Below are 22,749 nucleotides of genomic sequence, written 5' to 3' on the forward strand. Positions count from 1 at the left end.
TTCAAATCGCCTCTAGTTCGCTCAAAAAGTCACGAAGGTCATCAAAATCTTCCGCGCTGCCGGCGCGGAAGGTGGCGGCGGCCTGCACGTAGGCGCGCAGCGTTTCGGTCTGGAACACTTCCACCAACGGCACTTCAAGGCCCAGTTCGGCCTGGACCCGCGAGGTGATCTGGATCGCCAGCAGAGAGTGGCCGCCCACCTCGAAGAAGTTGTCGTTCAGGCCCACCTGCGGCAGGCGCAGCACGTCGGCCCAGATCGCGGCGATCTGCTGCTCCAGCTCGGTTTCAGGGGCTACGTAGGCTTGTTGCAACTGGCTGGCGTCCGGCTCGGGCAAGGCCTTGCGGTCCAGCTTGCCGTTGGGGGTCAGGGGCATCTGCGCCAGGAACATGAAATGCGCCGGCACCATGTAATCCGGCAGGCGGGTTTTCAGGGCCCCGCGCAGGCTGTCGCGGAACTCGGCCTGGTCGGCCAGGTTGGCGTCTGCCGGCACCACATAAGCGACCAACTGCTTACCGGTCGGGCCGTCCTGGGCCACCACCACGGTTTCACCGACGCTGTCCTGCTCACGCAGGCGCGCTTCGATCTCGCCCAGTTCGATGCGGAAACCACGGATCTTCACCTGATGGTCGACACGGCCGAGGTAATCCACCACGCCATCCGCACGGCCACGGGTCAGGTCGCCGCTGCGATACACACGGCTGCCCGGTTTGCCGAACGGGTCCGGCACGAAGCGCTCAGCGGTGAGCGCCGCACGCTCCAGGTAACCGCGCGCCACGCCCTCGCCGCCCAGATACAACTCACCGGCCACACCAATGGGTTGCAGGTTGAGGTGCGCGTCCAGCACGTAGCCGCTGCGGTTGCCCAGCAGCGTGCCAATCGGCGCGTAGACGGCGCCGCACGGATCGCCCTGGCGCGCCTTCCACAGCAGCGGCGTCACCACGGTTTCGGTCGGGCCGTAACCGTTGAACAGATAGGTCGGCTTGAGCGCGCGCCAGGCCAGGTCGTAGCTGGCTTGGGCAACGGCGTCACCGCCGAAGCAGTACACGCGAACAGCCGGCGGATTACCGTCGCGCTCGGCATGTTCGGCCAGCTGCTGCAGGTACACCGGAGGGAACACGGCCATGGTCACGTTGTGGCGGTGCATTTGGGCGTAGGTGTATTCGGGCAGCCACAGGCTGTCATCACGGATCAGCACGCTGGCACCGTTGATCAGCGGGTGCATCCAGCCTTCGTGGGCGCCGTCGAAGGCGAATGACATGAAGTGCAGTTCGCAATCGGCCGGCGATGTTTCATAACGTTCGCCAGTGGCAATGATGTGCGCCACCAGCGGGCCGTGGGAGACCGCGACGCCCTTGGGCATGCCGGTCGAACCCGAGGTGTAGATCACGTAGGCCAGGTTGTCGCCGTCCAGCTTCACCTCAGGTGCGCTGTCGCTGTAATCGGCCCAGTCTTCGGTGCGGTCGATTGCCAGGGTATCCAGCCCTGCGGGAATCGGCAGTTGCTGTAAGGCATGGGTGTGGGTCAGCAGCAACTTCGCACGGCTGTCCTGCATCATGTAGAGCAGGCGATCGCGCGGGTATTCGGTATCCAGCGGCACGTAGACGCCGCCGGCTTTCATCACCGCCAAAAATGCCACCAGGCTCTCGGCACTGCGCGGCATGGCAATCGCCACGCGCACTTCGGGGCCGATGCCACGGCTGATCAGGGCATGGGCCAGGCGGTTGGCCTGGCGGTCCAGTTCGCCGTAGGTGAGGGTTTGCGCGTCGAATTTCACCGCCACTGCTTGAGGGGTTTCAGCGGCGCGGTCGGCGACACGTTCGTGAACCAGACGCTCGGACGAGAAGCCCGCGTCCGTCTGGTTCCACAGTTGCAGGATGTGCTGTTGCTCATCTTCGCCCAGCAGGTTCAATTGGCCGATGGTTTGCTGTTGGTCGGCAATCATCGCCTGCAACAGGTTCTGCCAGTGGCGCGCCATGCGTTCAATGGTCGAGGCTTCGAACAGGTCGGTGGCATAACTCAGTGATGCGCCCAACTGTTGCGCCGATTCCTCAATATCCAGGGTCAGGTCGAAATGCGCGGCCGTTTCATCCCAGCTCACCGGGCTCACGTCCAATTGCGCCAGGCGTTGCAAATGCCGGCCCGCCAGGCTGACATGGTGATTGAACGCAACCTGGAACAATGGACTCAAGCTCAGGCTGCGCTCAGGCTGCAACGCTTCGACCAATTGCTCGAACGGCAGGTCCTGATAAGCCTGAGCTTGCAGAGCACGCTGTTTGACCTGGGCGAGTAACTCACGGACGGTGGTCTGCCCGTCGATATCGGCCTTGAGCACCTGAGTATTGACGAAGAATCCGATCAGCCGCTCTGTCTCGATTCGGTTGCGGTTGGCGATCGGTACGCCGACGCGGATGTCCTGCTGGCCGCTGTAGCGATGCAGCAACGCCTGGTAGGAGGCCAGCAACAGCATGAACAGCGTCACGCCCTCACGCTGCGCCAAGACCTTGAGGCTATCGACCAGCGGGGTCGGCAGCGCAATATTCAAGCGCGCACCACGATGGGACGGCACCGCCGGGCGCTGGTGATCGAGAGGCAACTCCAGCACCGGTTGTTCGCCGCCGAGCAGTTCAAGCCAGTAGTCGAGTTGACGGGACTTCTCCCCCGCTTCCATCCAATCGCGCTGCCACCGGGCGTAGTCGGCGTACTGGACCGGCACGGCCGGCAATTGCGGGGTTTGGCCTTGGCTATAGGCGGCGTAAAGCTGAACCAGTTCGTCGACCATTATCTGCATCGACCAGCCATCGGAAATGATGTGGTGCTGCACGATGACCAGCACATGCTCATCCTCGGCCAGGCGCAACAGACTGACCCGCATCAGTGGGCCATGGCGCAGGTCGAACGGCTGGGTAATGCGGGCCTCGACCAACGCTTTCAGGTCGGTCTCATCGGCTTCTACCGGACTGAGCTCCATGCACACCTGGGGCCTGATCACCTGCACCGTGCGGTCAGCATCCTGCTGCACATGGGTGCGCAGGCTCTCATGGTGCGCAATCAGCGTATTGAAGGCGCGCTGCAACGCGACATAGTCCAACTGCCCTTTGAGGCGTAACGCGCGGGGCACATGATAGGCCGCGCTGTGCGGGTCCAGTTGCCAGAGGAACCATTGGCGCTCCTGAGCGTAGGACAGCGCGAGCGGCTGGTCACGCTCGACACGCCCTATCGGGCATGCTTGGACCCGGGCGTCGGTCAGCGCCTCGACGAAGCGCTCGAGCACCGGCTGATCGAACAGCGCCTTCAATCCGACATCCAGGCCGAGCCCCTGGCGCGTGCGGGATATGGCTTGAGTGGCCAGCAGCGAATGTCCGCCCAGTTCGAAGAAATGGTCGTCCAGGCCGATCCGTTCCACGCCCAGCACCTCGGACCAGATAGCGGCGACCTGGCGTTGCAGCGCGGTCTGTGGGGCCACGTAGTCACGGGCCTGCACATCGGCTTTCGGCAGCGCCTTGCGGTCCAGCTTGCCATTGGGGCTCAGGGGCATCCGCTCCAGCCGCATCCACTGCGCCGGCACCATAGAGTTCGGCAGGTTCCGGGCCAAGTGGGCGCTCAACACATCACGCCAATCGTCACCCGCGTCTTGCAGCACCAGGTAGCCCACCAGGTATTGACCGTCTACCGCCAACACCGCCGTCTCAAGCACCCAATCATGCGCCAGCAGACGCGCTTCAATTTCGCCCAGCTCGATACGCTGGCCTCGCAGCTTGACTTGGTGGTCGATACGCCCGGCGTATTCAATCACACCGTTATCGCGGTAGAGCGCCAGGTCGCCGGTGCGGTACAGGCGCTCGCCGTGGACGAACGGGTGGGCGATAAAGCGTTCGGCGGTCAGTGCCGGGCGGCGGTGGTACCCGCGAGCAAGGCCGATGCCGCCCAAGTACAACTCGCCCAACACGCCAACGGGGGCGGGCTCGAAGTTGCTGTCGAGGATGTAGCAACCGAGGTTGGCAATCGGACGACCAATCGGCACCGCGTCACGATCTTCATCCACGCAGGCCCAGTGGGTGACGTCAATGGCGGCTTCGGTCGGGCCGTACAGGTTGTAGAGCCTGGCCTGCGGCAGCTTGGCGAAGGCTTGCTGCTGGGCAGCGACCGGCAGCGCTTCGCCGCTGCACACGATGCGCTGCAACGTATGGCAAGTGACAACCGCCGGCTCCTGCAGGAAAACCTGCAACATTGACGGTACAAAGTGCAACGTGGTGACCTGTTCAGCGTTGATCAGGCTGACCAGCCTGGCCGGATCACGGTGATCCCCAGGTGCGGCAACCACCAGGCGTGCGCCGGTCATCAACGGCCAGAAAAATTCCCACACCGATACATCAAAACTGAATGGAGTTTTCTGCAGCACGCTATCGCCGGTACCCAGTGCGTAGGCTTCCTGCATCCACTGCAAGCGGTTGGTCAGTGCCGAGTGCCGGTTGCCGGCGCCTTTGGGCTGCCCAGTGGAACCGGAGGTGTAGATCACATAGGCAAGGTTTTCGCCATCCAGGGCTACGCTTGGGTTGGCTTCGCTGTAAGCGTCGAACCCCACGCCATTGAGTATCAGACGCTCGACGCCGGACAGCACCGGCAATTGCTCAAGCAGATGAGCCTGGGTCAACAACAACTTCACGCCGCTGTCAGCGAGCATATAGGCCAGGCGCTCCCGCGGGTATTCGGGGTCCAGCGGCACGTAGGCGCCACCCGCCTTGAGCACGGCGAGCAGGCCCACCACCATGTCAATGGAACGCTCGACGGCCAGGCCCACCAGCACGTCCGGGCCCACACCGGCTTCGATCAAGCGATGGGCCAGGCGATTGGCGCAGCGGTTCAGTTGCGCATAACTCCAACGCTGCTGCCCGAAGACCAGCGCCGGTGCGTCCGGCGTGCGTGCGGCCTGCTCTTCAATCAACTGATGCACGCCGCGATGCAACGGGTAGTCACGCGCGGTGGCGTTCCAGTCGTAGACGATTTGCTGGCGCACCGCGTCCGCCAACATCGGCACATCGCCCACGCGCTGCAAAGCCACCGCACTGCTCAAACCAAGGAGCAGGTGCTGGAAGGACTCGGCCAGTTGGCGGATGTCGCCTTCGCCGAACAGCGCTGTATCGAAGCTGAATTCGAATTCGAGCGCTGTGCCTGCACCCAGCAGCACAGTCAACGGATAGTGGGTCTGCTCGATATTCTGCACATTGCTGAACGTGAGCCCGGCCGACGTACCTTGAGCCAATGCCGCGCTTACCGGGTAGTTTTCAACGACCAGCAGCGTGTCGAACAACGCCCGCCCCCCTGTATCGGCCCAGCGCTGGATATCGAACAGCGGCGTGTGTTCGTGCTCGCGCAGGCTCAGGTTGAGTTCCTGCACCTGTTGCAACCATTGGCCAATCCACAGTTGCGGATCGGGCGTGGCGATGATGGGCAAGGTGTTGATGAACAGGCCGACCTGCTGCTCAATGCCCTGCAAACCGGCCGGCCGGCCGGAAACGGTAGCGCCGAAGGTGACCGTTTCCTGACCGGTCTGACGCTGCAGTAACAACAGCCACGCCGCTTGCACCAGGGTATTGAGAGTGACTTTGTGCGCTTGGGCAAACGCCCTGAGTTGGGCGGTCTGCTCGACACTGAGGGCCTGATGTACATTGCCCTTGCTCGACGAAGGATTGGCCAAGGCGCCCCGCGCCAAATAGGTCGGTGCTTGCAGTACCGCCAGCTGGTTTTTCCAGAACACCTCGCTGGATGACTGCGCCTGCAACCAGGCAATGTAGGTTCGGTAATGCCCCTGGACCGCCGGCAATGGCTGACCGGCATAGTGCTGCAAGACCTCCCCGAACAGCTGAGCGCGGCTCCAACCGTCCAGCAGAAGGTGGTGGTTGGTGTAGATCAGATGGAAACGCTCGGCACCGGTACGTACCAGTTTCACGCTCAGCAGCGGTGCCCGTTCCAGGTCGAATCCCTGTGCGCGTGTCGACTCGCTCAATGCGTTTAGTGCCGCTTGCTGGTCGGGTCGCGCCTGCCAGTCGTATTCGGCGAACGGCAACACGGCTTCGCGGTAGACCGCTTGCAACGGCTGCGCCTGTGCATCCTGCCAGACAAAGGCGGTGCGCAGCATGTCGTGCCGCGCCAACACCTGCTCCCACGCGCGCTGGAAACGTGCCACGTCCAGGCCCTGGATGTCAGCGCGCAACTGGCTGACATAAATATCGTCCTGCCCTTGCTGGTACAGGCTGTGAAACAGCATGCCTTGCTGCATGGGCGACAACGGGTACAGGTCCTGCACGGCACGGGGTGCGAAGGCCAGATCGTCCAACTGCGCCTGGCTCAGACGGGCCAAGGCGACATCGGCCGGTGTGAGGCCGCCATGTTGCGGATCGACGCAATGGGCGATCAGCGCCAGCAGTTCCTGCCGGTAATCATCCACCAGGCGCTCAATGGTCGCCGCCTCGAACATCTCACGACTGAAGCCCCACCGCAGCGCCAGTTCCCCGCCGTACACCTGCCCCTCCACCGTCAGCCAGTTGGCCAGCGGCGCTTCAGGATCCTGGGCCTGGCCGCTGCCCTGGTCCGCCGGGACGAACAGCGCCGACTCGTTGAACTGACGATCAAACTGGCCCAGGTAGTTGAAGGTGATGCGCGGCGCGGCCAGGTTCGACAGGGTGGCGCGGGCGTCAGGCGCGCCGAGATAGCGCAGCAAGCCGTAGCCGATGCCTTTGCCCGGCACGGCGCGCAGTTGCTCCTTGACCGATTTGATCGCGCTCGACAGCTCGCCATCAGCCTCAAGGCGCACTGGAAACAGGCTGGTGAACCAGCCGACGGTGCGGCTCAGGTCAACCGAATCGAACAGGTCTTCGCGCCCATGGCCTTCCAGCTCGATCAACGCGGCCGGCTGGCCGCTCCAGCGCGTGATGACGCGCGCCAGTGCGGTCAGCAACAGGTCGTTGACCTGGGTGCGATAGGCTGCCGGGGCGTCTTGCAGCAGTTGACGAGTGTGTTCGGCGCTGAGGCGAATTTCGAGTTGGCTGCCCAAGCGGTTTTGCAGACCTCCCCGGGGGTTGTCGCAGGGCAGATCGGCGGTCGCGGTCTGCGCCTGCCAGTACGGCAGTTGAGCGTCCAGCGTCTGCGCATGGGCCTGCAATTGCTGCGCCCAGTGCTGATAGGCGCTGGTCTTGGCCGGCAACGCGGCGTTGCGATAAGCCTGCTGCAAGTCTTCGAGCAGGATGCGCCACGACACACCGTCCACCACCAAGTGATGCACCACCAGCAGCAGGCGTTGGCTGCCATCAGCCATGACGACCAGGACCGCACCCAACAGCGGGCCCTGTGCAAGGTCGAGGCTACGCTGGGCGTTGTCGCAGAGTGCGGCCAACTCAGCGTCTCCGGCGGCCTGGGCCTGCCACAGCTCGGGCGTGGTCACCGGCGCGGCATGGGTTTGCTGCCAGCCTTCCGGGTGGCGCACAAAACGCAGGCGCAGGGCGTCGTGATGGTTGATCAGTTGGGCCAGGGCCGCTTCCAGACGCACAGGTTCGAGGGCTTCACGCGGGGCCAGCAGCAGCGACTGGTTCCAATGTTGACGCGCCGGGATCGCCTGTTCGAAAAATCTGTGCTGCACGGGGGTCAGCATCACCTCGCCGGTGACCGGCCCCTGGTCGATAACGCTCGCTGGCTCACAGGTTGCCACCCGCGCCAGGCTGCGGATGCTCTGATACTGGAACAAGTCCCGTGGACTGAGGCGTATGCCGGCCTGGCGCGCACGGCTGACCACCTGGATCGAGATGATCGAATCACCGCCCAGTTCGAAAAAGTTGTCGTCCAGGCCGATCCGTGGGGCACCAAGCAGATCGCTCCAGATCGCGGCCAGGGCTTTTTGCAGCGCGTTTTCCGGCGCGGCATACGCCTGCTGTGGTGTGGCGTCCGGCACTGGCAGGGCCTTGCGGTCAAGCTTGCCGTTGGCGGTCACCGGCAGCTTGGCCAGGTGCACGATATGGGTAGGCACCATGTATTCGGGCAGGCTGTCGAGCAGCCATGCCTTGAGGTTGGCCGGCGCCTGGTCTTCCAGCACCAGGTAAGCCACCAGTTGCTTGCCGCCCTGCACCAGCACCACCGCTTCGCGCACCGAGGGGTGTTGCAGCAGGCGCGCCTCGATCTCGCCCAGCTCGATCCGCAGGCCGCGCAACTTGACCTGATGGTCGAGACGGCCCAGGTACTCGATCACCCCGTCGGCGCGCTGGCGCACACGGTCGCCCGTGCGATACAGGCGCGCGCCGTCAGCGAAGGGGCTCGGCACAAAACGCTCGGCGGTCAGTGCCGGACGCCGGTGGTAACTGCGCGCCAGGCCGATGCCGCCCAGGTACAGCTCGCCGCTGACGCCAGCGGGCACCGGGTTGAGCTGCGCATCGAGCACGTAGGTGCCGAGGTTGGCGATGGGCCGGCCGATGGGCACGCTGTCGGCGCCTTCGTCGATGCAGGTCCAATGAGTCACGTCGATGGCGGCTTCGGTCGGGCCGTAGAGGTTGAACAAAGCAACCTGCGGCAACTTGGCGAACACTTGCAGTTGCGCATCCAGCGGCAGGGCTTCGCCACTGCAGACGATGCGCTGCAATTGGGTGCAAGCCTGTACACCCGGCTCATGGATAAAGGCCTGGAGCATCGAGGGCACGAAGTGCAAGGTGGTAATGCGCTGCTGCGCGATGGTCTCGATAAGGCGTGCCGGTTCGCGATGTTCGCCTGGCGCCGCGACCACCAGGCGTGCGCCGGTCATGAGTGGCCAGAAAAATTCCCACACCGACACGTCGAAGCTGAACGGGGTTTTCTGCAGCACTGCATCGCTGGCATCCAGGCCATAGGCTTGTTGCATCCAGCACAGGCGGTTGACCAGTGCGCGATGGCTGTTGCCCGCGCCCTTGGGCTTGCCGGTGGAACCGGAGGTGTAGATCACGTAGGCCAGGTTCAGCGCGTGCAGGCTGACATCTGGCGATTGGGTGCTGTAGCTGTCGAGCCAGCCGTGGGGCTGGTCCAGAGCAAGCACCTCGACGTCGTCGACAGGCAGCAACGGCAACAGGCTGCGCTGGCTGAGCAGCAATTGGATGCCGCTGTCTTCGATCATGTAGGCCAGGCGTTCGCGGGGATATTCGGGGTCCAACGGGACGTAGGCGCCACCGGCCTTGAGAATCGCCAGCAGGCCGACCACCATGTCGACGGAGCGCTCGACGCAGATCCCCACCAGGACGTCAGGGCCGACGCCCTCCTCACGCAGGGCGTGGGCCAGTCTGTTGGCGCGCATATCAAGCTGGGCGTAGGTCAATGTGGTAGCGCCGAACACCAGCGCCGGTGCATCAGGCGTGGCATGCACCTGGTCTTCGATCAGGTGATGAATGCCGCGCTCGGTCGGGTAAGTCCTGGCGGTCTGATTCCAGGCGTGGACCAGCACCTGCTGCTCGTCCGGGGCCAACATCGGCAACTCGCCGATACGCTGCTCACCGTCGGCGACCATGGCCTGCAACAGGCTGAGCCAATGCCCGGCCATGCGCTGGATGGACGCGGCGTCGAACAGGTCAGTGGCGTAAGTCAGCGCGGCGTGCAGGGTGCCGGATTTTTCGTAGGTATCCAGGGTCAGGTCGAACTGGGTGGTGCGGGCTTGCCATTCCACCAGCGCCAGCTCCAGGCCGGAGGCGGTGCTGACCGAGGCGATATCGGCGACGACCGGCTGGTGGTTGTACATCACCTGGAACAAGGGTGTATGGCTGAGGTTGCGCTCAACCTTGAGCGCTTCAACCAGACGCTCGAATGGCAGCTCCTGATGAGCCTGGGCGCCCAGCGCATGTTCCTTGATGCTTTGCAGCAGTTCGTTGACGCGGGTTTGCCCGGTCAGCTCGGTGCGCAGGACCTGGGTATTGACAAAAAAGCCGATCAACCCTTCGACTTCAGTGCGATTGCGGTTGGCGATCGGCACGCCGACGCGGATATCGCCCTGCCCGGTATACCGATGCAGCAGCACGTTGAAAGCGCCGAGCAATAACATGAACAGGGTGACGTTGTGTTTTTGCGCGCAGGTGCGCAACTGTGCGGCCAACTGCGGGTCGATCGCGAAATTATGACGTGTGCCCCGATAGCTGGGCACGGCCGGGCGCGGGCGATCCGTCGGCAGTTCCAGCACCGGGTGCTCATCGCCCAGGCGCGCTTGCCAATAGTCGAGCTGGCGGGCCTGCTCTCCCGCTTCGAGCCAACGCCGCTGCCACAGGGCATAGTCACCGTACTGGATCGGCAAGGTCGGTAGTTGCGGTTCGGCATTGCGCTCGTGGGCGTCGTAGCAGCGGATGAACTCGTCGATCAGCACATTCATCGACCAGCCATCGGAGACGATGTGGTGCAGGGTCAGCAGCAGCACGTGCTCCTGCGCAGCGAGCTTGAGTAATTGCACGCGCAGCAGCGGGCCGTTTTCCAGGTCGAACGGCAGCAGCGATTGACGGGTCGCGGCTTCGCTGACGGCCTGTTCGCGCTCGCGGGCGGCCAGCGCGCTCAAATCCAGGTGCTCTACCCCCAGCGACGGCTCGAGGGCGACTTGCATCAGACGCTCATCCGCTTGGTGCCGGAACACGGTGCGCAAGGTCTCATGGCGCGCAACCAGGCTGGCAAACGCCTGCTCCAGCGCGCCAAGGTCCAGCCTGCCCTTGAGCCGTACGGCACCGGGCAGGTTGTAGGCGCCACTGGCGGGGTCCAGTTGCCAGAGCACCCACATGCGTTGCTGCGCATAGGACGGCGCCTGGCGATCCTCCACTTCCACTCCTGCCGGAATCGGAAACCGGGAAAAATCCACGCCCTCTTTCTGCAAGGCCTGCAGGAACAGTTGGCGCTTTTCCAGGGGCAACCCGATAAACCGGCGAGCAAGTTTCAAGGAGTCTTCAGCATTCATTTCTTGGAGTCCGGAGCAATAGGCAGGAAGCACAAAGGCACGTCGTCCCTATAAAACGAACCGCAGAGGGAAAAATTAGCGAGGGATGGCAGGCGTGGAGTGAGGTGTCATCAGGGGTTACATCAATTTCAGGAAGACCACACAAACCCGAGCTAGCATTGACGAACACCACTTTTTGCAACTACATTTAGTTACAGGCAAGGATCGCCGTGTCCAAAAATGAAAAGCTGCTGGCCAAACTGCTCAATGAGCACGTGGCATTTACCTGGCCCGAGCTCGTAACGCTGTTGCGTTGGCTCGGCTACACGCAGATTGAGGGGGCTGGAAGCCGCGTCAAGTTCGACATCGGTGACCCCAGTGCAATGATCACCCTGCACAGGCCCCACCCTGGCAACGAACTGAAACACTACATTCGGCGCCAGATCATTGAGCAATTGAGATCAGGAGAACTGATTCAGTGAACAACCAACTGAAACACAAAGGCTACATCGGCTCTATCGAAGCCAGCCTTGAAGACAACTGTCTGTTCGGCAAGATTCTGTTCATCAAGGCACTGGTGAGCTACGAAGGTAAAACCGTCGCCGAACTGGACGCCGCTTTTCGCGAGGCCGTGGATGACTATCTCGCCACCTGCCAGACCCTGGGGCACACACCGGAGAAGCCTTGCAAAGGCTCCTTCAATGTCCGTGTCGGCCATGACCTGCACCTGGCGGCGGCGCTGGCGGCGACCCGCAAGAAAGTGACGCTCAACGACCTGACCCGCCAAGCGCTGAATGAGTTTCTGCAGCACCACAGTGCCGAGGCCTGTCCGGCGATTGGCTGATCAGCCCAACCGCCGAAACCCCAGCACCGCTGCGCCCAACACCACCGCCCCCGCCGCCAGCGCGACCCAGAACCCACTGGTGGCGCCGAAATGGTCGATCATCCAACCGGCGCTGGCGGCACCGATGGCCACGCCGATGCTGAGACCGGTAATCAGCCAGGTCATGCCTTCGGTCAGGCGGCTGGCGGGTACGATCCGCTCCACCAGGGCCATGGACACGATCAGGGTCGGTGCGAAGAACAGCCCGGAGATAAAGATTGCCACCGCGAGCCCGGGAATGTGGGTGACCAGCAGCAATGGCAAGGTAGTCAACGCCGTGGCCACGCCGCAGAACAGGAACTGCCGGGGCAACGGCGCCTTGAGCTTGAGGGTACCGAACGCCAGCCCGGCCAGGCATGAGCCGATGGCGTACACCGACAGCACGATGCTCGCCGCCGCCGGCTGGCCCTGATGCTGGGCGAAGGCGACGCTGACCACGTCCACCACGCCGACAATCACGCCCATGGCCAGCAGCAGGATCATCAGGACCAGCACCGAGGGCGAAGCGATCAGCCAATGGCCGTGATGGGCCTGATGCTCATGCACGGCAGGCTCGGTCGCGCGTTGCAATACAAACGTGGTGACGCCCACCGCCAGCAACAGCGCTGCCACCAAAGGCCCTGCTTCCGGGAACAACACGACACTCAACCCCACCGAAATCGGCGGACCGACGATGAAGCACACCTCATCCAGCACCGACTCCAGAGCAAATGCAGTTTGCAGCTTGGGCTGGCCCCGGTACAACTGGGTCCAGCGCGCCCGCACCATGGCCGACATATTCGGCATGCAACCGGCCAACGCGGCGAACAGGAAAAGCGTCCAGTCCGGCGCCTGCAAACGGGTGCACAGCAGCAACATCAACAAAGCCCCGCCGCCGATCAGCGCGGCAATCGGCAGCACCCGGCCCTGTCCATGGCGGTCCACCCGCCTGGATACCTGCGGCGCGCAAAGCGCCGTGGCCAGGGCAAACACCGCCGCCACCGAACCGGCCAGGCCGTAACCGCCATGTACCTGCGAGAGCATGGTGATCAAGCCAATGCCCGTCATCGATACCGGCATGCGCGCCAGCATGCCCGCCAGCACAAAAGCCCTCGCGCCAGGGACCTGGAACAATTGCGCGTAGGGGTTTGCCATTATTCAGAAGCCTTTTGTCCTTAAAGTGCGCATCCTTTTATCACACCAACCGCTTGATCTGCTTGTGCCGCCACACCAACCGGTAATACGCGGTCTGCAACGCCAGCATGGCCAGGTAGGTCACCGGAAATGCCATCCACACCCCTTCCAGCCCGAAGTGAGCGTTGAACAGGTACGCCATCGGCAACTCGACACAAAGAACGCAGAAGATTGAGATCACCACCGGCATCAACACCACGCCGCTGGCGCGCATGATCCCGCCGATCACGGCCTGGAAGCCGAATATCAGGATGCTCCAGAGCATGATATGCAGCAGGTGCTCGGCGTTGACCCGTGCCACCTCGTCGGTGATGAACAGACCAAGCAGCCAGTGAGACAGCACGTAACCCAGCACGATCAGGCCACCGGTAAGGCAGGTGTTGATCAACAACCCGGTACGCAGGATCGGCCCGATCCGTTCCGCACGCCCGGCGCCAATTGCCTGGGCGCCAAGGATCGAGGCGGTGATGGCAATCGACAGCGCCGGAAACTGCACGTAGTTGACGATCTGCGTCACCGCGCCGTACGCCGCTGTGGCCTGGGAGCCGTGGCTGTTGACCAGGGCGAGAATGACCAGTTCCGACAGCGACAGCACCACCATTTGCAGGCCCGTAGGCAAGCCGATACGCAGGACTTTTGCGAGAATGACGCGGTCCAGGCGCAGGGCCGCGAGCAATCTGCGATCCGGCGCCATCACATGGTTCTTATGACGCAGGCGCAGGATCAGAAACAGCATCGCCAGCGCGTTACCCACTAACCCTGCATAGACCGCACTCTGGATACCCATGGGCGGCAGGCCAACCCAGCCGCGAATCAGCGCCGGCGTCAGCAGCAGGCCGACCAACGTCGAGACCATCAGCGCCAGCAACGGCGAGATCGTGTCGCTGACGCCGCGCAGCAGTTGGGTGTACAGAATGAAGACCAGCAGCAGCGGCATGATCAGCATCATCTTCTGCGCGTAGCCGACCGCATCGTCCAACACATCAACCGGCGTGCCCAAGGCCTGCAAGGCCGGACGCGCGAACAAGCTGCCCAGCACCGCAGCGATCATGCCCACCAGCGCCCCCAACGTCAGGGTGGCGCCGGTAATCGCCTTGACCGTGCCTGTTTCCTGGGCCCCCCAGGCCTGGCCGATCAGCACCGAGGCGCCCGCCCCGAGTCCGATGACCAGCGCGATAAAGAAGAACACAATGGGAAACATCCCCGACACTGCCGCCAACGCTTGAGTACCGAGCATCTGCCCGACATAGATGCCATTGAGCGTGCCGGAAAAGCTTTGCAGGAAGTTGGACAGCACCATCGGCGCCAGAAAGATCAGGTAGGTCTGCCACAGCGGGCGTTGCAGAGGGTTTTGCATGGAAAAACGGGGCCTCGGAGAACAAAAGCGTCTTCGGTTATACCGTAATTGGATCCTACATTCCTGTGCTTTGAAATGCCCCTGCCCGCTCGCCCCGGTAACACAGCATGCTACGGCACGTACGCTGCGCGGTTTTCTTCCATCAATTCGCTCAATAGCAGTTTCAGTATTTGCTGATTGGACGCGTACCGGTCGGTACCTATAGATTTCGCCATAGATAGCCTTTAGCCACCAACCCTAACTTACTGAATATCGAGCTCTCCATGAAAAAACCTATCTCGTTGGCGATGCGCATCGGCCTGGGCTTCGCGTCCACCCTTTCGCTGCTCGTGCTGATCACCGCCGTCGGTATCCAACGCGTGGGTTTTATTGACAGCACGCTCAAGGATGTCAGTGAAAAAGCCGCCGTGGTCCAGCGCTATGCGATCAATTTCCGGGGCAGCGTGCACAACCGTGCCATCGCCATTCGCGATGCGGTACTGGTCAAGGATGAACCGGCGCTGAACCGTCACCTGGCCGAGATCGACCAGCTCAAGCGCGGTTACCAGGAATCGGCCGTGATGATGGATCGCCTGTTGGGCAGCAGCGTGGCCAGCGCCGAAGAGATTCGCTTGCTGGGCGATATCAAGGCCATCGAGCGCCAGGCCCTGGCCGCTACCGAACGGGTGATCGACCTGCGTCGCAACCATGACATCGCCGGCGCCCAGGACCTGCTGCTGGCACAGGCGTCCGCCGACTACAGCCAGTGGCTTGACCGCGTGAACGCACTGATCGACTTCGAAGAAGCGCAAATCAGACAACGCCTGGATACGGTGCAATCCGCCGCCAGCCGTTTTGCACTGCTGATGGTGTTGGCAAGTGCCGCCGCGATCATCTTGAGCGTGCTGGTTTCACTGCTGATTATCCGCAACGTCAAGGCCACCCTTGGCGCCGAGCCCGAAGAGGTCGCCGAGGCGATCCGCCGCCTGGCCAATGGCGAGCTGAACCAGGCCATCCAAACGCGCTACCCCGACAGCGTGATGGGCATCCTGAAAAACGCCCTGGCGCGCCTGGGCGACACCATCACCGGGGTACGCTCTGCAGCGCAGGCGCTACGCCATTCATCGGCAACCCTGTTGTCGGTAGCCAGCGATAACCGGCGGCAGATCACCTTGCAGACCAGCGAAGCCCAGCATGTGGCGGCCGCCATCACGCAAATGGCCGCCTCGGTCAGTGAGGTTTCGGGCTACGCATCCGCTGCGTCCAGGGCGACCATCCTGGCCGACGCGGAAGTTGACAGCGGCAACCGCCTGGTGGGCGAAGTGACGGTGGCGATCGAGGAATTGGCGACGATCCTCGACCAGGCCACCCACCGGGTCAATCAGGTGTCCAGCGACAGTGAAAGCATCGAAACCGTGATTGAAGTGATCAACGCGATCGCCGCCCAGACCAACCTGCTGGCGCTCAACGCTGCGATAGAAGCCGCCCGCGCAGGTGAGCACGGTCGAGGATTTGCGGTGGTGGCCGACGAAGTGCGCTCCCTGGCGACGCGCACTCAAGAGTCCACCCAGGAAATCCGCGACATGGTCGCCAAGCTGCAAAGCGGCACCCAGGAGGCCGCCGATATCATGCAACGCAGCCGCAGCCTGGCCCAGGTCACCGTCGCGCAGACCCGCGGCTCCCAAGTAGCCCTGGGCAAGATCAGCCAGGAGGTGGGCGCAATCAATGCAATGAACGCCCAGATCGCCAGTGCCTCGGTACAGCAAAGCGCCGCCGCTGAAGAAGTCGCCCAGAACGTCACGCGCATCCACAGCTCTACCGTGCAATCGGCAGCCGGCTCCGAGGTGGTGGAAGGCGCCAATCAGGAACTCGCGGAGCTGGCGGATCGGTTGAGCACCAAGGTGGCGTTTTTCAACGTGGCGTAAAGACCGCTGTGCCCGGTCCGTCTTGGTTGGCGTGTCATGAGCGGCCTTGCCGGGCTCACTACGCGCCAAACGTGTGCGAGGGCCGGCGCAATGTCGGATCAAAGGGATTGATCCTCGGCCCGATCGCCGCCGCTTCGCGCTTGAGCAACTCCACCACCATCGGCAACCGGCTCGGCCCCAGTCGATCACTGATGGTCGCCACACTCAACGCCGCCACTGCATGCCCGTCGCGATTGAGAATGGGCACCGCCAACCCCGCCATCCCTTCCAGCACCCCGGTATTGCGTGCCGCATACCCCAGGGAGCGCACGTTCTCTACTTCCGAACGCAACAGCACCTCGTCGTACAGGTGGAAGTCCTTGAGCCGTGGCAGGTTGTAGCGGATCACCGTCTCGCGTTCTTCCTCCGGCAGGTACGCCAGGATCGCCAGGCTGCCCTGCCCCACGCCCAGCGCAACGCGCCCACCGATATCACCGGTGAAGGTGCGGATCGGGTACGGGCCTTCGCTGCGGTCCAGGCAGATCGCATCGAAGCCGCTGCGCGCCAGCAGGAACAGCGAATCGCCCAGTGACGCGCTCAGGCGCAACAGGCTCGGCCGCACCAGGTCGCGCAGGTTGCCGGTCTTGCCCGCATTCGCCGCCAGGGCGAAGAACTCCAGGCTCAGGCGATAGCGCTTGCTGCGCAGATCCTGCTCGACCATGCCTTCGTCCACCAGGCTGCGCAGCAGGCGGTGGGTGGTGGGCTGGGACAGCCCCACCTGTTGCGCCAGTTGGGTGACGCGTTCACCGCCTTCCGGAACCGTACCGAGTACTCGCAGAAGCGCGAACACACGAGAAACGCCGCCCGCGCCAACTTTCTTTTTATTTCGCTGAGTGGAATATTCCAATCTAGAGCTCTTATTAAATTCTGATCAGTGAATAAATTCGAAAATACTCAGTCATTCAGTGAAATTCGATCTTCCGCCCATCCTAGTCTTCGTCCTAATCTGCGTCCACAGGGGCGAATTGAACAACAACCGGCAGCCGACCCAGAGATCGAGCGCCAACGCACCCGCAAGACCCTTTTCGCATCTGCCCAAAACAAAAAAGCGCGTTTCGACGCGACTCAAAAAGGTGGAACGCAGACATGGCATTTCTCCAACTCAACGCCTTGAGCAAGCGCTACGGCGCCGTCGATGCGGTGGTCGCCACCGACCTTGCGGTAGAAAAAGGCGAGTTCGTTTCCCTGCTCGGCCCCTCGGGCTGCGGCAAGACCACCACCCTGCAAATGATCGCCGGCTTCGTCGAGGTGAGCGGCGGACAGATCCTGCTTGATGGTCGCGACATCACCCACGCCAAGCCCGCCAGCCGTGGCCTGGGCGTGGTGTTCCAGAGCTACGCGCTGTTCCCGCACATGACTGTGCGCGACAACGTCGCCTTCGGCCTGAAGATGCGCAAAATCCCCGCCGCCGAGATCGCCAGCAAAGTTAAGACGGTGCTGGAGTTGGTGCGCCTGGCCCCCCATGCAGACCGCTACCCACGCGAACTGTCCGGCGGCCAACGCCAACGGGTGGCCCTGGCCCGTGCGTTGGTGATCGAGCCGCCGGTGCTGCTGTTGGATGAGCCGCTGTCCAACCTCGATGCCAACCTGCGCGAAGAAATGCAATTTGAGATCCGCCGCATCCAGTGTGCCGTGGGTATCACCACCTTGATGGTCACCCACGACCAGGCCGAAGCGCTGTCGATCAGCGACCGCGTGGTGGTGATGCAGGCCGGCCGCGTGACCCAGATCGACGCGCCGTACCAACTTTACGAACACCCGCGCACGCGGTTCATCTCGGATTTCGTCGGCAAGGCCAACCTGCTGCCAGGCGATTACGACCCACTGGGCACGCCGCAGGTACGTCACGAAAGCGGGGACGGCGAACTGACCCTGAGCCTGCGCCCGGAAAAAATCCAGCTGGTGAATGCAGGCGCGGGCCGCCTGCAAGGTAAGGTCCTCCACAGCTACTTCTTTGGCAGCCAATGGCTGTATCGCATCCACACCCCGCTCGGCGAAATCACCGTGGTGCGCAGTAATGACGGCAGTGCGCCGCTCGGTGCTGGCGCAGCGGTGGGCCTGGATTGGCATTGCGACCTGCTGCGCGTACTGGCAACGGATGAGGTGCAGGCATGAGTCGCGGTTACCTGCTTTCGCTGCCGGCACTGGTGCTGTTTGCCGGGCTGCTGATCCTGCCGCTGGGCCTGACGCTGGTGCTGTCGTTCAACGTGTTCGACTACCAGGTGGGCGTGAAGGCTGATGAATGGACCTTGGCGCATTATCTGTCGTTGTTCAGCGATTCGTACTTCTACGAGATCTTCTGGCGCACCTTCTGGATCAGCGCGCTGGTGACCCTGCTGTGCGTGGTGATCGGTGTGCCCGAGGCCTACATCCTCAGCCGCATGGGCACCCCGTGGCGTTCGATCTTCCTGATCCTGATCCTCACGCCCTTGTTGATTTCGGTGGTGGTGCGCGCCTTCGGCTGGAGCCTGTTGCTCGGTGCGGACGGGCTGGTCAACCAAGTCATCCACTACCTCGGCGGCCGCCCGGTGAAGCTGCTGTATACGCCGTTCGCAGTGATCATCGCGCTGGTGCACGTGATGTTGCCGTTCATGATCATCCCGGTGTGGACCTCCCTGCAAAAGCTCGACCCGTCCGCCGAACAGGCCGCGTTGTCGCTGGGCGCCAGCCAGGCCACGGTGATGCGCAGGATTGTCTTGCCGCAGGTCATGCCCGGCGTGCTGTCGGGCACGTTGATCGTGTTCGGCCTGGCCGCCAGCTCCTTCGCGATTCCCGGCCTGCTCGGCGGACGCCGCCTGAAGATGGTCGCCACCGTGGTGTACGACCAGTACCTCTCGGAACTCAACTGGCCCATGGGCGCGACGATCGCGGTGGTGCTGCTGTTGGTCAACCTGCTGATCATGCTGAGCTGGAACCGCATGGTCGAAGGCCGCTACAAAAAGTCCCTGGGGGTTTAAGCGCATGTCCAGAAACGGTCCTTTGGCCCTCGGTTTCCACGCTCTGGTGGTGCTGTTCATGATGGCGCCGCTGGTGGTGGTGTGCCTGGTGGCCTTCACCCCGGAGAACACTTTGAGCCTGCCCACGTCGGGCTTCTCGCTGCGCTGGTTCTACGCGGTGTTCGAGCGGGCTGACTTCATCCAGGCGTTCTATAACAGCCTGGTCCTGGCGTTCACCGCAGCAAGCCTGGCCACATTGATCGCGGTACCGGCGGCATTGGCGATCAGCCGGTACCACTTTGCGGGGCGCGATTTTTTCAGCGCGCTGTTCCTGTCGCCGATCATTATTCCGCACCTGGTGCTGGGGGTGGCGATGCTGCGCCTGTTTGCGTTGATGGGCGTGAATGGCAGCTTTACCTGGTTGATGCTGGCGCATGTGGTGATCATCACGCCGTATGTGCTGCGCCTGGTATTGGCCGCCGCCATCGGCATTGATCGCAGCGCCGAGCAGGCGGCCGAATCCCTGGGCGCCAGCCGCTTTACCCTGTTCCGCCAGATCACCCTGCCGATGATCTTGCCCGGCGTGGCGGGTGGCTGGTTGCTGGCCTTTATCAACAGTTTCGATGAGGTAACGCTGTCGATCTTCGTCAGCTCGCCGGCCACGCAAACCCTGCCGGTACGCATGTATGTGTACGCCACCGAATCCATCGACCCGATGATGGCGGCGGTGTCGGCGCTGGTGATTGCGCTGACGGCGGCCACCATGATTCTGCTGGACCGGGTCTACGGCCTGGACCGCGTACTGGTGGGGAAACACTGATGGCGCTGTTCAAACGTCTGGCCGAGACCGAGCGCCCGGCCCTGGCCTTCACCCTGGACGGGCAACCGGCCAGTGGATTGCTCGGTGATACCGTGCTGACCGCCGTCCTGACCTGTGCCGAGCACCTGCGCGGCAGTGACTTCAGCGCCGAACGACGCGCCGGTTTCTGCCTGATGGGCGCGTGCCAGGATTGCTGGGTGCGGCTGGCGGATGGACGCCGCGTACGGGCCTGTTCAACGATGCTGGAAGAAGGCCAGGCCATCAGCCGTGACCCGGGGCGCCGGCCATGAAGCCAATAGTGATTGTCGGCGCGGGGCCGGCCGGGATCAGCGCGGCGCGCACCCTGCTCGACCATGGCGTCAAAGCCTGCCTGGTGGATGAGAGTGTAGGTGGCGGCGGGCAAATCTATCGGCGCCAACCACAGGGATTCCAGCGTACGGCAAAGCAGGTCTACGGCTTTGAAGCGCGCAAGGCCGAGGCGGTCCATCGCACGCTGGATGCGTTGGCGCCGCTGATCGACTACCGCCCGCTAACCCTGGTGTGGAACGCCGAGGACGGGCGCCTGGATACCCTCGACAACGGCCGCGCGGCAAGCATCGAGTATGCGCAGATCATTGTCGCCACCGGCGCGACCGACCGTATTCTGCCGGTACCGGGCTGGACGGCGCCCGGCGTGTACAGCCTGGGGGCAGCGCAAATCGCGTTGAAATACCAGGGCTGTGCCATCGGCGAACGGGTCGCGTTTTGCGGCAGCGGGCCGTTGCTCTATTTAGTCGCTTATCAATATGCCAAGGCCGGCGCCAAGGTGGTGGCAGTGCTCGACAGCGCCCCGTTCAGCGCCCAGTGCCGTGCGTTGCCGGCGTTGCTCGGGCAACCGATCACCTTGGCCAAAGGCCTGTATTACCGCGCCTGGCTGACCGCTCACGCGATTCCTGTGCACCAAGGCGCAACGCTTGAGCAGATTGATGCAGAGCACCGGGTCAGTGGCATTCGGTGGGCGGATCAGACGCTGGAATGCGACGCCGTCGCTTTCGCCCATGCCCTGCGCAGCGAGACGCAATTGGCGGATCTGCTTGGCTGTGAATTCGCCTGGGATGCCTTGAACCGCGCGTGGCTGCCACAACGTGACAGCGCCGGGCGCAGCAGCGTGGCTGGCGTATACCTGGCAGGCGACGGCGCTGCAATCATGGGCGCCGATGCCGCGCAAATGGCTGGCGAACGCGCGGCGCTGGCCCTGCTGGAGGACCGCGGCGTTGCCATCGACCCTCACCGTCCAGCGCTGTTGGAGCGACAGCTGGCCAGCATCCTGCGCTTTCGCCATGGCCTGGAAACCGCGTTTCCTTTTCCCCGCAAGTGGGCGGCGCAAGCCCCGGATGAGCTGATCCTGTGCCGCTGCGAAGAAGTCAGCGTCGGCGACGTACGCGCAGTGGTGGATGAAGGCCACTGGGAAATCAACCGGGTAAAGGCCCACTGCCGGGTCGGCATGGGCCGCTGCCAGGGCCGGATGTGCGCGCTGGCGGCGGCCGAAATCGTGGCCGAGCGCAGCGGCCGGGGCATCGAAAACATCGGGCGTTTGCGCGGCCAGGCACCGATCAAGCCGCTGCCGTTTGGCGTGGAGGTGCAGCCTTGATCGACGTCATCGTCGTGGGCGGCGGGATTGTCGGCGCTTCGGCGGCCTTGATGCTGGCGCAGAAAGGGCAGCGCGTGGCGTTGGTGGAGCGGGATTTCTGTGGCTCACATTCCAGCGGCGTCAACTATGGCGGCGTGCGGCGCCAGGGCCGGCCTTTGCACCAGTTGCCGTTGTCCCAGCGTGCCCACCAGCTGTGGGCCGACTTGCCGGGACTGATCGGTATCGACGGCGAATACGTGCGCTCCGGGCATTTGAAGCTGGCGCGCAGCCATGCCGATTTTGCCGCATTGCAGACGTACGCCGAACAGACCCGCGGCTTTGGCCTGGGCTTGCAATTGCTCGATTACACCGAGCTGCGCGCGCGTTTTCCCTGGGTCGGTGATATCGCGGTGGGGGCCTCGCTGTGCCCGCAGGATGGTCACGCCAACCCGCGCCTGGTGTCGCCCGCCTTCGCCCGCGCGGCCAGACAACACGGCGCGCAGGTGCATGAACAATCGGCGGTCACGCGCATCGCGCATGACGGCCGGCTTTTCCAGCTGCACTGCGCCAATGGCCTGCACCTGCAAGCGCCGTGGCTGCTCAACTGCGCCGGCGCCTGGGCCGGTACGGTGGCTGCGCAGTTTGGTGAAGCGGTGCCGATGACCTCGGCGCACCCGGCGATGCTCGTCACCGAACCACTGCCGGTGGTGATGAGCGTCAGCACTGGCGTTGAAGGCGGTGGCATTTATGCGCGCCAGGTCGCTCGGGGCAACTGCATCCTGGGCGGCGGGCGCGGCTTTGCCCTTGGCCCGCAACAGGCACGACCGGGGCAGGCCGCGGTGCTGGAGATTTTGCGCCATGCCAGTGAGCTGTACCCGTTTCTCAAGGGTGCCCAGGCGATTCGTACCTGGAGCGGCACCGAAGGATACCTGCCCGATCATGAACCCGTGATCGGTCCCAGCAGCACCCAACCTGGCCTGCTCCACGGTTTCGGCTTTGCCGGCGCCGGGTTCCAGCTCGGTCCCGCCGTCGGTGAAGCCCTGGCAGAGATCGTCTGCGAAGGGGCCAGCCGCCAACCCATTGAAGCCTTTTCCATCCGTCGTTTCCAAGCCTGAG

The 22,749-nt window shown here is 63.4% G+C and carries 13 protein-coding genes; 9 read left to right on the top strand and 4 right to left on the bottom strand.

The window, feature by feature from the left end:
* Position 1: 1 nt before the first annotated feature.
* Complete coding sequence (locus tag KVG91_RS26025) at positions 2–10,933, bottom strand: non-ribosomal peptide synthase/polyketide synthase (RefSeq protein WP_217894955.1); 10,932 nt, start codon at positions 10,931–10,933, stop codon at positions 2–4.
* A 209-nt stretch (positions 10,934–11,142) separates the two neighbouring features.
* Between KVG91_RS26025 and KVG91_RS26030 the strand changes: the two genes are divergently transcribed.
* Together KVG91_RS26030 and KVG91_RS26035 are read left to right on the top strand one after the other, a co-directional pair.
* Entirely contained in the window at positions 11,143–11,394 is a 252-nt protein-coding gene (locus KVG91_RS26030; protein ID WP_169374667.1) for a type II toxin-antitoxin system HicA family toxin, read from the top strand.
* Complete coding sequence (locus KVG91_RS26035) at positions 11,391–11,756, top strand: type II toxin-antitoxin system HicB family antitoxin (RefSeq protein ID WP_169374668.1); 366 nt, start codon at positions 11,391–11,393, stop codon at positions 11,754–11,756. Before KVG91_RS26030 ends, KVG91_RS26035 begins: the two co-directional genes overlap by 4 nt.
* Here KVG91_RS26035 and KVG91_RS26040 read toward each other — a convergent pair whose 3' ends face one another.
* Positions 11,757–12,929 (bottom strand): MFS transporter, encoded by a 1,173-nt coding sequence (locus KVG91_RS26040; protein ID WP_169374669.1) that lies wholly within the window; start codon positions 12,927–12,929, stop codon positions 11,757–11,759. It lies immediately after the preceding gene.
* A gap of 40 nt (positions 12,930–12,969) precedes the next feature.
* Positions 12,970–14,325, bottom strand: coding sequence for an MATE family efflux transporter (locus tag KVG91_RS26045; RefSeq protein ID WP_169374670.1), 1,356 nt, complete (start codon positions 14,323–14,325; stop codon positions 12,970–12,972).
* Between the two features lie 263 nt (positions 14,326–14,588).
* On the opposite strand from KVG91_RS26045, the gene KVG91_RS28245 reads away from it, so the two are divergent.
* Positions 14,589–16,229, top strand: coding sequence for a methyl-accepting chemotaxis protein (locus KVG91_RS28245; RefSeq protein WP_169374671.1), 1,641 nt, complete (start codon positions 14,589–14,591; stop codon positions 16,227–16,229).
* 58 nt (positions 16,230–16,287) lie between these two features.
* Here the strand turns inward: KVG91_RS28245 and KVG91_RS26055 are convergent, their stop codons facing one another.
* On the bottom strand, positions 16,288–17,115 hold the full coding sequence (locus tag KVG91_RS26055; protein WP_169374672.1) for an IclR family transcriptional regulator: 828 nt from the start codon (positions 17,113–17,115) through the stop codon (positions 16,288–16,290).
* Positions 17,116–17,354: 239 nt separating this feature from the next.
* Here KVG91_RS26055 and KVG91_RS26060 point away from each other — a divergent pair, with 239 nt between their 5' ends.
* The 6 genes from KVG91_RS26060 to KVG91_RS26085 are packed head-to-tail and all read left to right on the top strand — an operon-like array spanning position 17,355 to position 22,748.
* Positions 17,355–18,383, top strand: a complete 1,029-nt coding sequence (locus KVG91_RS26060) for an ABC transporter ATP-binding protein (RefSeq protein WP_169374673.1) — start codon at positions 17,355–17,357, stop codon at positions 18,381–18,383.
* A complete protein-coding gene (locus tag KVG91_RS26065) occupies positions 18,380–19,225 on the top strand; it encodes an ABC transporter permease (protein WP_169374674.1) in 846 nt (281 codons plus the stop codon). Before KVG91_RS26060 ends, KVG91_RS26065 begins: the two co-directional genes overlap by 4 nt.
* Positions 19,226–19,229: 4 nt before the next feature.
* The gene (locus tag KVG91_RS26070) at positions 19,230–20,024 is read left to right on the top strand and encodes an ABC transporter permease (RefSeq protein WP_169374675.1); all 795 of its coding nucleotides are present in this window, start codon (positions 19,230–19,232) and stop codon (positions 20,022–20,024) included.
* A complete protein-coding gene (locus KVG91_RS26075) occupies positions 20,024–20,314 on the top strand; it encodes a (2Fe-2S)-binding protein (RefSeq protein ID WP_169374676.1) in 291 nt (96 codons plus the stop codon). Before KVG91_RS26070 ends, KVG91_RS26075 begins: the two co-directional genes overlap by 1 nt.
* The gene (locus tag KVG91_RS26080; RefSeq protein WP_169374677.1) at positions 20,311–21,654 is read left to right on the top strand and encodes an FAD/NAD(P)-dependent oxidoreductase; all 1,344 of its coding nucleotides are present in this window, start codon (positions 20,311–20,313) and stop codon (positions 21,652–21,654) included. Before KVG91_RS26075 ends, KVG91_RS26080 begins: the two co-directional genes overlap by 4 nt.
* Entirely contained in the window at positions 21,651–22,748 is a 1,098-nt protein-coding gene (locus KVG91_RS26085; protein WP_169374678.1) for an NAD(P)/FAD-dependent oxidoreductase, read from the top strand. Before KVG91_RS26080 ends, KVG91_RS26085 begins: the two co-directional genes overlap by 4 nt.
* The last annotated feature ends 1 nt before the right edge of the window (position 22,749 follow it).

Origin of the sequence: Pseudomonas azadiae (assembly GCF_019145355.1) — a bacterium.
Lineage (GTDB): Bacteria > Pseudomonadota > Gammaproteobacteria > Pseudomonadales > Pseudomonadaceae > Aquipseudomonas > Aquipseudomonas azadiae.